This is a genomic window from Scandinavium tedordense (assembly GCF_024764965.1).
GTDB lineage: Bacteria > Pseudomonadota > Gammaproteobacteria > Enterobacterales > Enterobacteriaceae > Scandinavium > Scandinavium tedordense.
Window position 1 is genome coordinate 563,654 of sequence record NZ_JALIGG010000057.1, and the last position, 13,787, is coordinate 577,440.

Consider the following 13,787-nt stretch of genomic DNA (forward strand, 5'->3'; position numbering starts at 1 on the left):
AAAGAGCGGGAGGGAGTAAAGCTGCCAAAAAAAGAAAAGGCCCGGCAATGCCGGGCCTTCAGGGAACGCAGTCGCGAATTAGTCGCGTTTTTCCAGCAGGGTGCGATACAGCACGCCGCCGAGGATACCGCCGATGATTGGCATTACCCAGAACAGCCACAGCTGCTGCAGTGCCCAACCACCCTGGAAGATAGCAACCGCGGTGCTACGTGCCGGGTTAACAGAGGTGTTGGTTACCGGAATGCTGATCAGGTGGATCAGGGTCAGTGCCAGACCGATAGCGATTGGTGCGAAACCGGCCGGTGCACGTTTATCAGTTGCACCGTGAATCACCAGCAGGAAGCCACAGGTCAATACGATTTCAATCACGATAGCGGACAGCATGGAATAGCCATCCGGTGAATGCTCGCCGTAACCGTTCGAGGCGAAACCACTTGCCGCCGCGTCAAAACCGGTTTTACCGCTGGCAACGAGATAAAGCACCGCTGCTGCAATAATGCCGCCAATAACCTGAGCAATGATATAACCCAGAATATCTTTAGTCGGGAAACGACCGCCAGCCCACAGACCTAAAGTGACTGCTGGGTTGAAGTGACCACCAGAAATATGACCCACAGCATAGGCCATCGTCAGTACGGTTAAACCAAATGCCAGCGCAACGCCCGCGAAACCAATGCCTAATTCCGGGAAACCTGCCGCCAGCACAGCACTACCACAACCACCAAATACAAGCCAGAATGTACCAAAGCATTCTGCAGCCAGTTTTCTAAACATAACCACCTCAAAAAAAATAACAGTGTCGGTATCAGTTATTACTGCACCGGACATTATTTATCGCCACAAGGGGAAGACGACATAATTAAAGAACCGTTATTTTAAGAACTAACGCTACCCCTTAACCAGTTAAATAAAGCCGCTAATATTGATTTAAGTTAATGTCTGGTCATTCCTTGTACGTGGTTGAGTTGATTTGAGTATAGTTTAATTTTTGCCATGTAGATCTCGATTAAAATTAAATCTATTCCTAACCGTGATTAATTGTGGGGTTATTTGTTTCGCAGCGAAAAAGTCACGGACATTATTTGTCATAACATTACTTTTCTTCGGCTATCACCACGCAAGTCCTGCCGCTATACTGCTGTTAACGAAAGGGAAGTTTTCAGGTGGAGGGCGTATGCTTCTCGAAAGAGTGGAGATTGTGGGCTTTCGGGGTATCAACCGGTTGTCGTTGATGCTGGAACAGAACAACGTATTAATCGGTGAGAACGCCTGGGGTAAATCCAGCCTGCTGGATGCGCTGACCCTATTACTATCACCAGAGTCTGAGCTTTATCACTTCGTCCGCGACGATTTCTGGTTTCCCCCGGGAGACGTTCAGGGACGCGAACATCATCTGCATATTATTCTGACCTTCCGCGAGCTGGAGCCCGGCCGCCATTGCGTGCGGCGCTATCGCCCGCTGGAGCCGTGTTGGGTGCCCTCGCACGATGGCTATCAGCGTATCCACTATCGCCTCGAGGGTGAGCTGGCGGAAGACGACACGGTGATGACCCTGCGCAGCTTTATTGATGGGGAAGGGCACGCGTTGCCGCTGCACGATATTGATGCCCGGGCAGGGCATCTGGTGCGGCTGATGCCGGTGCTGCGTCTGCGTGACGCCCGATTTATGCGCCGGATTCGTAACGGTACGGTGCCCAATGTGCCTGACGTCGAAATTACCGCCCGACAGCTCGATTTTCTCTCCCGTGAACTGGTGAGTAGCCCGCAAAATTTGTCCGATGGGCAGATCCGCCAGGGACTATCGGCGATGGTGCAATTGCTGGAGCATTATTTTTCCGAGCAGGGTACCGCCGATTCGCGTCACCGACTGATGCGCCGCCGCTCCCATGACGAACAGCGCAGTTGGCGCTACCTGGACATTATCAACCGGATGATCGACAAGCCGGGCGGGCGCAGCCATCGGGTGATTTTACTGGGGCTGTTTTCCACGTTATTACAGGCAAAAGGCACGGTGCGACTCGATAAAGACGCGCGACCGCTGCTGCTGGTGGAAGATCCTGAAACGCGGCTGCATCCGATCATGTTGTCGGTGGCATGGAATCTGCTGAACCTGTTGCCGCTCCAGCGCATTACGACCACGAACTCCGGTGAATTACTGTCGATGACGCCGGTGGAGCACGTCTGCCGTCTGGTGCGCGAATCCTCGCGCGTCGCCACCTGGCGTCTTGGGCCGGATGGCCTGAGCGCAGAAGACGGGCGGCGCATCGCGTTTCACATCCGCTTTAATCGCGCCTCGTCTCTCTTTTCGCGTTGCTGGCTGCTGGTGGAAGGCGAAACGGAAACGTGGGTTATCAACGAACTGGCGCGCCAATGTGGGCACCACTTTGATGCCGAAGGGATTAAGGTGATTGAATTCGCGCAGTCAGGCCTCAAACCGCTGATTAAATTTGCCCGGCGGATGGGCATTGAATGGCACGTGTTAGTCGACGGCGACGAAGCAGGGAAAAAATATGCGGCAACGGTGCGCGGCTTGCTGAATAACGATCGGGAGCTTGAGCGGCATCACCTCACTACGCTTCCGGCGCTGGATATGGAGCACTTCATGTACCGTCAGGGGTTTGACAACGTGTATCACCGGGTGGCGCAAATTCCGGACGGCGTGCAGATGAATATGCGGCGGGTGATAATCAAAGCGATTCACCGCTCATCAAAACCGGATTTGGCGATAGAAGTGGCGATGGAAGCCGGGCGGCGGGGTGTCGAAGCCGTGCCGAGTCTGCTGCGCAAGATGTTTTCCCGCGTGCTGTGGCTGGCACGCGGGCGAGCAGATTAACGCTGGCACACTCTGGCGGTCTGCGTTTGCAGGCCGTCGAGCAGTTCATAGCGACGGCGGTATTCCGAACGCTTCTTGCTGGCGATATCTTCCATCGGCTTACGTGGCATAGTTAGCGGCAGCAAATAATCGCCGTTATCGTCTACATTACCGCCGAGCGATTCCCAGAAGTTGTTGTAATCCGCATGCAGCTTGTCCTGCTTTTTCCGGCGATAACGCACGCTGCGATAGATGTGTGTTTCGTTGCTCACCGCGCGAATCATCTCCACGTTCATTTTCTGGCCGAGGATCATCGCCGCTTCGACCAGCAGGCGTTTCGGAAACAGGCCGTTACACGATTTGGTGGCAGCCTGAATCAGCTCGTGCGGAACGTGTGATTTCGCGCCCTGCATTCCACCAATATACAGCGTCCGCTTGCCGTCAAATGGGCACAGCGTAAAGGTTAATTCTGCCAGCACGGTATTGTCTGCATCGGTAAACACCAGCGTGGCTTCACCTTCTTTATCGAGAAACGCGTCCGAAAGCAGACGGATATTGAACATCTTTTCGTCGCGCCCGGTGAGGGTGGCGAGCGTCACGCCCCGGCGGCTGAGCCAGACATTCATCACCTGAACCGGCAGATGCTGAGCCATTATCTGATAATGCGCCATCAGCGCCGAGGTGGCATTCTGGCGCGGCATGTTCATCGACAGCCACGGACGGTGCAAACGACACGGCAGGCCAGGCTGGACGTGCAGCATGTCCAGCAATTGCGGTTGTTGTGCAAGGCGTGATAGTAATGCGGCAGTGCTGAATGGCGTCGCCAAAGAACGCAGCATAAACTTGCGGCGGTAGGCTGGATTTTTCCAGGCCAGACCCGGCATCAGTTGGCCGCTACTCAACAGCCGAAACAGTTGCCAGCCAGTTTTGAGGTTCAGTTGTTCTGAATAAGAAAGTTCTGCGTTGAGTGACATTCGGGACACCTTGCCGGAGTGAAAAATCGAATTTAACAACGCGTTTCTCAACGCAGGGACAACGGCCTGGTAGTAGCCAGAAAAGAGAGGTTTCGTTGAGGAAATGTTTAGATACAATCAACGGCAGAAGATAAACACGTAGGATTTTTATGAAGCTGAAGGGAAAGGGCAAAAAAGTTTACTTGGTTCTCACCATCGTGGTGCTGCTGGCGGGGTTCTGGTTATGGCGGACGTTGAATGCGCCACTGCCGAGCTATCAAACGTTGATTGTCCGCAAGGGTGACCTGCAACAGAGCGTACTGGCGACCGGGAAGCTGGACGCGGTGCGTAAAGTCGACGTCGGCGCGCAGGTGAGCGGGCAGTTGAACACGCTGTCGGTAGCAATTGGCGACAAGGTGAAGAAAGACCAGCTATTAGGGGTCATCGACCCTGAGCAGGCGCAAAACCAAATTAAAGAGGTGGAAGCGACGCTGATGGAGCTGCGCGCGCAGCGCTTACAGGCGCTGGCTGAACGTAAGCTGGCGCAGGTGACCTACGCACGTAACCAGCAATTGGCCAAAACAAAGCTTATTTCACAGCAGGATTTGGATACTACCGCGACGGACGTGGCGGTAAAAGAGGCGCAGATTGGCACCATTGATGCGCAAATTAAGCGCAATCAGGCGACCCTGGACACCGCCAAAACCAATCTCGACTATACGCGTATTCTGGCGCCAATGGCGGGAGAAGTGACGCAAATCACCACGCTGCAAGGCCAGACGGTGATCGCGGCCCAGCAGGCACCTAACATTCTGACTCTGGCCGATCTCCGCACCATGCTGGTTAAAGCCCAGGTGTCCGAGGCCGACGTGATTCATCTCAAACCAGGTCAGAAAGCCTGGTTTACGGTGCTGGGCGATCCGCTGACCCGATACGAAGGTACGCTGAAAGACATTCTGCCGACCCCGGAAAAGGTCAATGACGCTATTTTCTATTACGCGCGTTTTGAAGTGCCAAACCCGAAAGGCGTGCTGCGTCTGGAAATGACGGCCCAGGTGCATATCCAACTTTCGGGCGTAAACAATGTGTTGAGTATTCCGCTTTCCGCGCTGGGCGATGCGACGGGAGACAACCGTTACAAGGTACGCTTGCTGCGTAACGGTGAAGTCAAAGAACGAGAAATCACCCTGGGTTCGCGGAACGACACCGATGTGGAAGTCGTAAAAGGCCTGGAAGAGGGCGATGAAGTCATTATCGGCGAGGGCAAACCTGGGGCAGCGAAATGACGGCGCTGCTGGAGCTCAGCCATATTCGTCGCAGTTATCCTTCCGGTGACCAGAGCGTTGAGGTCCTGAAAGGGATTACGCTCAGCATTCATGCGGGTGAAATGGTGGCGATTGTCGGCGCGTCCGGCTCCGGTAAATCGACGCTGATGAACATTCTCGGCTGCCTCGATAAGCCGACTAGCGGGGCCTATCGGGTGGCGGGCACGGACGTCGCGACGCTCGACGGAGATGCTCTGGCGCGACTGCGTCGTGAACATTTTGGCTTTATCTTCCAGCGATATCATTTGCTGTCACACCTGACGGCGGTGCAAAACGTGGAGGTGCCTGCGGTGTATGCAGGTACCGAACGCAAACGGCGACTTGAGCGGGCGCAGCAGCTTTTGCAGCGTCTGGGGTTGGGCGACCGCGTGGATTATCAACCTTCGCAGCTCTCCGGCGGCCAGCAGCAACGCGTGAGTATCGCCCGCGCGCTGATGAACGGCGGGCAGGTGATTCTGGCCGATGAACCGACCGGGGCGCTCGACACCCATTCCGGCGAAGAGGTGATGGCGATTCTGCATCAGCTCAAATCCCAAGGGCATACGGTGATTATCGTCACCCACGACCCGACGGTAGCGGCGCAGGCGGAGCGCATCATCGAAATTCGCGACGGTGAAATCATTAGCGATCCGCCTGCAAAAATAGCGCTTTCAGCTGCGTCAAACGTCGCGGTAACCGGTGAACTTTCCGGCTGGCGGCAGTTCATCAGCGGCTTTCGCGAGGCGCTGGCCATGGCCTGGCGAGCGTTAGCGGCCAATAAAATGCGCACGTTGTTAACGATGCTCGGGATAATTATCGGCATCACCTCGGTGGTATCGATTGTGGTTGTGGGCGATGCCGCCAAGCAGATGGTACTGGCGGATATCCGCGCGATCGGTACCAACACCATTGATGTGTATCCCGGCAAAGATTTCGGCGATGACGATCCGCAATATCAGCAGGCGCTCAAGTATGACGATCTGCTGGCAATTCAGAAGCAATCCTGGGTGGGTTCTGCCACGCCAGCAGTGTCGAAAAGCCTGCGTTTACGCGTGGGCAATACCGACGTTTCGTCCAGTGTAGAAGGTGTGGGCGCGCAGTATTTTAGCGTTTACGGCATGACCTTCAGCGAAGGGAACACCTTCAATGACGTGCAGCTGAATGGTCGGGCTCAGGTCGTGGTACTTGACGGTAATACCCGACGCCAACTGTTCCCGAACAAAGCGAATGTGGTGGGTGAAATCATCCTGGTTGGCAATATGCCTGCCACTATTATTGGTGTAGCGGATGAAAAACAGGGGATGTTTGGCAGCAGTAAAATTCTCCGTGTCTGGCTGCCGTACACCACGATGGCGGGCCGGGTGATCGGCCAGTCATGGTTGAATTCGATAACGGTCCGCGTGAACGAAGGCTATGACAGCACGTTGGCTGACCAGCAGCTTACGCGCTTGCTGAGTCTGCGCCATGGGAAGAAAGATTTCTTCACCTGGAATATGGACAGTATCTTGAAAACGGCTGAGCGGACCACACATACACTACAGTTGTTCTTAACGCTGGTGGCGATAATCTCGCTAGTGGTGGGCGGCATCGGAGTGATGAATATCATGCTGGTATCGGTGACAGAACGCACCCGTGAAATCGGGATCCGCATGGCGGTTGGTGCACGCGCCAGTGATGTGCTGCAACAGTTTTTGATTGAAGCAGTGCTGGTGTGTCTGGTGGGTGGCGCATTGGGCGTCAGTTTATCGCTGATTATCGCCTTTACCTTGCAGCTGTTTTTGCCCGACTGGGGTATCGGTTTCTCCCCGTTGGCACTGCTGATGGCGTTTATCTGTTCTACCCTGACCGGCGTTCTGTTTGGCTGGTTACCGGCGCGAAATGCAGCCCGGCTTGATCCGGTGGATGCCCTGGCACGGGAATAGTGGGTATATACAAAAAATCATTCGAGTTACATCGAGGCGGCTCGGAAGGTGACATATAAAAAATGCCAGTCACGGAGACTGGCATTTTGAGGGCAGCATGTACACAATGGAGCTAAAGGCTAGGCAACCGCGGCAATTTCAGCTTCTTCAGCTTCGACCGGAACGATGACGCTGGCGTGATTGCCTTTTGGCCCTTGATGGACATCAAACCGAACGGCTTGTCCGGCTTTTAACGTTCTGTAGCCATCCATCTGGATGGTAGAGTAATGCGCGAAGATATCTTCGCCGCCGCCTTCAGGGCAGATAAAACCGAACCCTTTTGCATTGTTGAACCACTTAACAGTACCCATTTCCATACATCGACATCCTTCGAGAATCTTATATTCAGATGGAAAGAACCGGTGGTGAAATCGGCGGGTTGTTCAAAACCTCGCCAACTCTCGCCTGTACAATTTAGATAAATCAGGCATCGCGTCAAGCGGCAGATAGCGAAGTTAGGTGAAAAATTCACCAAAATTTGAAGCAGTTAACGCTATTGCAAGGAATGTGACAAAAGTCGCGTTAGCAGGAATAGCGAATGGCAGTAATAGAGGATAGTTATCTACGCTTTACTGTAGAGTCAAATGAACTCGCTCTGGGAAGCCGACGGGATGTTTCCTGCCGGAGCGGCAACCAAAGATGAACACTGATAATGGGTAAGACGCGTGATTGGCTGGATTTTGACCAGCTTGCAGAAGACAAAGTACGCGACGCGCTACAGCCGCCGTCGATGTATAAAGTGATATTGCTCAATGATGATTACACGCCAATGGAGTTTGTTATTGACGTGTTACAGAAATTCTTTTCTTATGATGTAGAACGTGCAACGCAATTGATGCTCGCCGTTCACTATCAGGGGAAAGCGATTTGCGGCGTGTTTACTGCCGAAGTTGCTGAAACCAAAGTTGCGATGGTGAACACGTACGCTAAGGAAAACGAACATCCGTTGTTGTGTACGCTGGAACAGGCCTGATTTCAGGCATTCAAATTGGGGGAGGTGCCTATGCTCAATCAAGAACTGGAACTCAGTTTAAATATGGCTTTCGCCAGAGCGCGCGAGCACCGTCATGAGTTTATGACCGTCGAGCATCTGTTGCTGGCTCTGCTCAGCAACCCATCTGCCCGCGAAGCGCTGGAAGCCTGCTCCGTGGATCTGGTGGCGCTGCGTCAGGAACTCGAAGCCTTCATCGAACAGACCACGCCGGTACTGCCAGCCAGCGAAGAAGAGCGCGACACTCAGCCGACGCTCAGCTTCCAGCGCGTATTACAGCGTGCCGTATTCCACGTTCAATCGTCCGGCCGTAGCGAAGTCACTGGTGCGAATGTGCTGGTCGCCATCTTCAGCGAGCAGGAGTCCCAGGCGGCCTATCTGCTGCGCAAACATGAAGTGAGCCGTCTCGATGTGGTGAACTTCATCTCCCACGGCACCCGTAAAGACGAGCCGAGCCAGTCTTCCGATTCCGGAAGCCAACCGAACACTGAAGAGCAAGCAGGCGGGGAGGATCGTATGGAAAACTTCACCACCAATTTAAATCAGCTTGCTCGCGTAGGCGGCATTGACCCGCTGATTGGCCGCGATAAAGAGCTGGAGCGTGCCATACAGGTTCTGTGCCGTCGACGTAAAAATAACCCGCTGCTGGTCGGTGAGTCCGGCGTCGGTAAAACCGCGATTGCGGAAGGTCTTGCCTGGCGCATTGTGCAGGGCGACGTGCCGGAAGTGATTGCCGATTGCACCCTTTACTCGCTGGATATTGGCTCGCTGCTGGCGGGCACCAAATATCGCGGAGATTTTGAAAAACGCTTTAAAGCGCTGCTCAAACAGCTGGAGCAGGATACCAACAGCATCCTGTTTATTGACGAGATCCACACCATTATCGGTGCGGGTGCAGCGTCTGGCGGCCAGGTTGATGCGGCGAACTTGATTAAACCGCTGCTTTCCAGCGGCAAAATTCGGGTGATTGGTTCCACGACGTATCAGGAATTCAGCAACATTTTCGAAAAAGACCGTGCGCTGGCACGTCGCTTCCAGAAAATCGATATCACTGAGCCGTCGGTTGAAGAAACCGTTCAAATCATTAACGGCCTGAAGCCGAAGTACGAAGCGCACCACGACGTGCGTTATACCGCGAAAGCGGTGCGTGCGGCGGTGGAGCTGGCGGTGAAATACATTAACGATCGTCATTTGCCGGATAAAGCGATTGATGTGATCGACGAAGCGGGTGCGCGTGCGCGTCTGATGCCGGTCAGCAAGCGCAAGAAAACGATCAACGTTGCGGATATTGAAACCGTGGTGGCCCGTATCGCGCGTATCCCTGAGAAGAGCGTTTCTCAGAGCGACCGCGACACGCTGAGAAACCTCGGCGATCGCCTGAAAATGCTGGTCTTTGGTCAGGATAAAGCCATTGAGGCGTTAACCGAAGCCATCAAGATGAGCCGTGCAGGCCTGGGCCAGGATCATAAGCCTGTCGGTTCTTTCCTGTTCGCGGGGCCAACCGGGGTCGGTAAAACCGAGGTGACCGTTCAACTGTCGAAGGCGCTCGGCATTGAGCTGCTGCGTTTCGATATGTCGGAGTACATGGAACGCCACACGGTGAGTCGCCTGATTGGTGCGCCTCCGGGCTACGTGGGCTTTGATCAGGGCGGTCTGCTGACAGATGCGGTCATCAAGCATCCACACGCAGTACTGCTGCTGGATGAAATCGAAAAAGCGCACCCGGATGTCTTTAACCTGCTATTGCAGGTAATGGACAACGGCACGCTGACCGATAACAACGGCCGCAAAGCAGACTTCCGTAATGTGGTGCTGGTGATGACCACCAACGCCGGCGTACGTGAAACTGAGCGTAAATCTATCGGCCTGATCCATCAGGATAACAGCACCGATGCGATGGAAGAGATCAAAAAAATCTTCACGCCGGAATTCCGTAACCGTCTGGACAACATCATCTGGTTCGATCACCTGTCAACGGATGTCATCCATCAGGTTGTCGACAAGTTTATTGTTGAACTACAGGTGCAGTTGGATCAGAAAGGTGTGTCACTGGAAGTGAGTCAGGAGGCCCGTGACTGGCTGGCAGAAAAAGGCTACGATCGAGCGATGGGCGCGCGTCCAATGGTGCGTGTGATTCAGGACAACCTGAAGAAACCGCTCGCCAACGAACTGCTGTTTGGCTCGTTGGTGGACGGAGGTCAGGTCACCGTAGCGCTCGATACCGACGCCAACGCGCTGACCTATGACTTCCAGGCCGCGCAGAAACGCAAGCCGGAAGCCGCACATTAGCTGTAAGCCCGATACGCGAAAGCGTCATCGGGCAACGGAAAATGTCAAAATACGAAACCGGGAGATAGCCCGGTTTTTTTACGTCTGGATCTTAAAATGCGACAGCGACGTCCAGCAAGCCGGAAACGCCATCACTGTGCGTATCGGCCGTCAGATAGTTCACTCGGGTGCTGACTGTCACGTTATGGTACTGAGCGCGGAGTTGTATGCCTGCCTTGTAGAGGTTCTTACTGCCATAGGCAGAGGTTTGGTCCACACCGATGCCATATAGCGTGCCATGGCTGTTGGTGGATGCGTCATTCAGCATCCGCTCGTAGCCTAACGCAATTCCTGGTGTCAGTGACCAGCTGCCCACTGCCTGCGACAGAATATTAATGCCTAAATCTGTGGTCAGGCTGGTTTGGGTATCGTTGACGCCCGCCATGTCCAGCGCCAGTTCACTACCGGTTTCTTTGAAACTGTCGATATTCAAATGGGTGACTTGTACACCAATGGCCGGCGTCAGGCTCAGCATCCCGGTATTGGCGAGCCAGCCGAGGGATGCGCGACCGCTGTAATATCCCCCCTGAGTATCGCCCTGCGCGGTACCTAAGCCACTGCCTAAATGGCGGTCGCTCTGGTAATCGATATAGCCCGCGCTGCCCTGAATCCCGAACCACAGGCCTTCATCGAGTGAATTCAATGCAAAGCGTGCACCGAGGCTGGTCTGGGTAGTATTTGTTTTCACATCGCCGCCGGCGGCAGAAACGGAGCCGTGGCTGTAACCTATGCCGCCGTTGGCTGCGCTGCGGTCGCTAAAGCGGTAGGTTGCGCCGACCATCGCACCATTGGTGTGTTCATTGCTGGAGCGGGCCTCGTTGCTGGCATCGGTTTCCAAATAACCGGACTGCCCCTGCAACCACACCAGCGACTGCTCATTCTGCATGCCTTGACCGGAAATAACCGGTGCGAGGGAGTCATACAAACGTGAAGGCTGACGCAGTAAGTAGCTGCTGGCATCGGCGTGAACCTGGCCACCAACTTGCTCCTCAATACCGGCCAGCGTTCCTTGGTCGATAGCGCTCTGGAGGAAATAGTTATATGCGGTATAACGGCCTGAAAGTGGCGACGCCTGCAAGGCATTCAGCATTGCTGCGCCTTCGGCGGCATTCCCTTTGAATTCGCTTTGCGCTGGCAGAGTGAGATAGCGCACCATTTTTCCACGCAGAACATAAATCGTCGCCTGATCAAGACCCAATCCGTCTTTCAGGTAATTATCCATCGAGCCGTAGCTGGCGATCACCTGATCCAATCCGGCTTGTAACCAGTTTGCGCGCACGCCCATCAGTGCGCCATAGGTGTCGCGCATTGAGGCGGGAAGTGCCGCCAACGTGGCATTGACCCGGGTGGCGGTGTAGTCATTAGTGGCTACGTAATTCGCCACGATATCGTCATGATCCACGCCCGCGATAGTTTGCAATACCGCGCTCACCCAACCAGTCCGGTCTTTTCCCGCGGTGCAGTGAAACAGCGCCGCCTCGTCGGCGTTGGCGAGTTCACGGAAGACCTCACCTAACCCCTGACGGGCATATGCTGTGGTGACGAAACTGCGTTCGCCATCTTCCATCATCCTGTCAACATCGTTGGTCGTCATTTTACTGAGGTCGATAACAAATGCGCCGTTATTGCCAATCAGGTCGACATTCACATAGTTGCTGTTAGCTGGCAGCGTATCAGCGAGTGCAGCGACTTCCGCAGGGGAGCGCAAATCAATAACCGTTGTGACCTTAAGTTGTTCCAGAACAGCGAGATCGTTGCGTTGAGGTGTCAGGGCATTGGAGCGGTAAAAGACTCCCGCACGCATCACGCCATCATTGGCGGTGTGGTAGGGATGAGTAATCCCGGCGACGTCGCGGAAATTATCGATTCCCGCAAGGCGCGGGGTGGAGAGGGACATGTCGTCTGCGTGTGCAACCGAGCATGCCAGAAAGATACACATAGCCAGAGGCCGAACTGAAGAAATCAAAACACCACTCCTTGCCATTAGATGTTAACAGGGAGCGGATTATAGAAATTGATTGTGAATGTTTTATTTCAAAAATGTTAATTGCATGATGAAATAAATTAAATCATAACAACACGTTATGATTTTGATGGGTGATCATCAAGTATTGCCTTGTCGCTAATGCGGGGTAATGAAAAAGGCCAGGAATTATCCTGGCCTTTCAGCGTACTACTTGCCTTTCGGCATGAGGTCAATCAGCGACTACGGAAGACAATGCGGCCTTTGCTCAGGTCGTACGGGGTCAGCTCAACAGTCACTTTGTCGCCCGTAAGAATGCGGATGTAGTTTTTACGCATTTTACCGGAGATATGCGCAGTTACCACGTGCCCGTTTTCAAGCTCTACGCGGAACATGGTGTTAGGTAACGTATCGAGAACGGTACCCTGCATTTCAATATTGTCTTCTTTGGCCATCTAGTCCTCGGGGGGTATCACTACCATAGTTTTGAACCGGCAAGATAATGCCGAAATTCAGCAATTAAGTAAAGATTTACCCGTCATCTTTCGGCCTAATGCCGGTGTGCAGGGTAAAAAGAGATCGTTTTTGCGCATTACCCGTCTGTCATACACAGAGACTGTATGACGAGCGCAAACGTATAGGGGATATTCCTGAAACGATGGCGGGGCAACAGGCAGAAACGACTTCCGAGGCAATTATATCACCTTGACAATGAATGTGCCGAAAACATTTACACTGTGGGTAAAAAGAGCGTACGAGGGACCCAAAAGTGCCCAGGCAGGGGCTGCGTGCGTAATTCTGCGAGGTATTCCAGGTACTCGCGGCGGGGAATTTCAATCGCACCCAGCGATTCTGTATGATTATTCAGCACCTGACAATCCATCAGCTTTCCGCCCTGAGCTGCAAACGTCTGCGAGAAAACCATCAGTGCGCTTTTTGAGGCATTTTCCGCCCTGCTGAACATCGACTCGCCACAGAACAGCGCGCCTTGCGCCACGCCGTACATGCCGCCGACCAGTTCGCTTCCCAGCCATACCTCAACCGAATGCGCGTGTCCCAGCTCATGCAGACGATGGTAGGCCTGCACAATGCTTTCGGTAATCCACGTGCCTTCATCGCGATCGGCGGCGCAACCTTCAATCACCTGGCCGAAAGCGTGATTTAACGTGATACGAAAAGGGGACGATTTGTGAAACCGTTTCATGCTGCGACTGACATGGAATGCGTCAGGCCACAGAACGGCGCGAGGGTCAGGCGACCACCATAAAATTGGGTCGCCGGGTGAAAACCAGGGAAAGATACCCCGCTGATAGGCCATCAGCAGTCGCGCTGGGCTAAGATCGCCACCTAGCGCGAGCAAACCGTTAGGCTCGCGCAGGGCACCTTCCGGCGATGGAAAGGTTATAGAATGACGTGACAACTGGACCAGCCGCATACTTCACAACTCCACGCCTGATAAGCCTAATAATAGTGAA

The 13,787-nt window shown here is 54.0% G+C and carries 11 protein-coding genes; 5 read left to right on the forward strand and 6 right to left on the reverse strand.

The genetic code is table 11. The features are described 5' to 3' along the window. Positions 1–78 precede the first annotated feature (78 nt). Entirely contained in the window at positions 79–774 is a 696-nt protein-coding gene (gene aqpZ / locus MUU46_RS18640; RefSeq protein WP_159753828.1) for an aquaporin Z, read from the reverse strand. Positions 775–1,174: 400 nt separating this feature from the next. Here aqpZ and MUU46_RS18645 point away from each other — a divergent pair, with 400 nt between their 5' ends. After that, complete coding sequence (locus MUU46_RS18645; RefSeq protein WP_258966306.1) at positions 1,175–2,833, forward strand: ATP-dependent endonuclease; 1,659 nt, start codon at positions 1,175–1,177, stop codon at positions 2,831–2,833. Here the strand turns inward: MUU46_RS18645 and MUU46_RS18650 are convergent. Continuing rightward, positions 2,830–3,786 (reverse strand): VirK/YbjX family protein, encoded by a 957-nt coding sequence (locus MUU46_RS18650; RefSeq protein WP_258966307.1) that lies wholly within the window; start codon positions 3,784–3,786, stop codon positions 2,830–2,832. The two genes, MUU46_RS18645 and MUU46_RS18650, sit on opposite strands and share 4 nt — an antisense overlap. A gap of 149 nt (positions 3,787–3,935) precedes the next feature. On the opposite strand from MUU46_RS18650, the gene macA reads away from it, so the two are divergent. Further along, the gene (gene macA / locus MUU46_RS18655; protein WP_258966308.1) at positions 3,936–5,051 is read left to right on the forward strand and encodes a macrolide transporter subunit MacA; all 1,116 of its coding nucleotides are present in this window, start codon (positions 3,936–3,938) and stop codon (positions 5,049–5,051) included. After that, positions 5,048–6,991 (forward strand): macrolide ABC transporter ATP-binding protein/permease MacB, encoded by a 1,944-nt coding sequence (gene macB, locus MUU46_RS18660; RefSeq protein WP_258966309.1) that lies wholly within the window; start codon positions 5,048–5,050, stop codon positions 6,989–6,991. Before macA ends, macB begins: the two co-directional genes overlap by 4 nt. Positions 6,992–7,110: 119 nt before the next feature. Here macB and cspD read toward each other — a convergent pair whose 3' ends face one another. Continuing rightward, on the reverse strand, positions 7,111–7,347 hold the full coding sequence (gene cspD, locus MUU46_RS18665) for a cold shock-like protein CspD (protein WP_159753813.1): 237 nt from the start codon (positions 7,345–7,347) through the stop codon (positions 7,111–7,113). Positions 7,348–7,682: 335 nt separating this feature from the next. Between cspD and clpS the strand changes: the two genes are divergently transcribed. Further along, positions 7,683–8,003 (forward strand): ATP-dependent Clp protease adapter ClpS, encoded by a 321-nt coding sequence (clpS, locus tag MUU46_RS18670; protein WP_159753810.1) that lies wholly within the window; start codon positions 7,683–7,685, stop codon positions 8,001–8,003. A gap of 30 nt (positions 8,004–8,033) precedes the next feature. Continuing rightward, positions 8,034–10,310, forward strand: a complete 2,277-nt coding sequence (gene clpA / locus MUU46_RS18675) for an ATP-dependent Clp protease ATP-binding subunit ClpA (RefSeq protein WP_159753807.1) — start codon at positions 8,034–8,036, stop codon at positions 10,308–10,310. Between the two features lie 91 nt (positions 10,311–10,401). Here clpA and MUU46_RS18680 read toward each other — a convergent pair whose 3' ends face one another. From MUU46_RS18680 to aat, 3 genes are all read right to left on the reverse strand, one after another. Continuing rightward, positions 10,402–12,246 (reverse strand): tyrosine-protein phosphatase, encoded by a 1,845-nt coding sequence (locus tag MUU46_RS18680; protein WP_258966310.1) that lies wholly within the window; start codon positions 12,244–12,246, stop codon positions 10,402–10,404. 302 nt (positions 12,247–12,548) lie between these two features. After that, positions 12,549–12,767 (reverse strand): translation initiation factor IF-1, encoded by a 219-nt coding sequence (gene infA / locus MUU46_RS18685; RefSeq protein WP_002211347.1) that lies wholly within the window; start codon positions 12,765–12,767, stop codon positions 12,549–12,551. Between the two features lie 275 nt (positions 12,768–13,042). Then, positions 13,043–13,747, reverse strand: coding sequence for a leucyl/phenylalanyl-tRNA--protein transferase (gene aat / locus MUU46_RS18690; protein WP_258966311.1), 705 nt, complete (start codon positions 13,745–13,747; stop codon positions 13,043–13,045). Between the last annotated feature and the right edge of the window lie 40 nt (positions 13,748–13,787).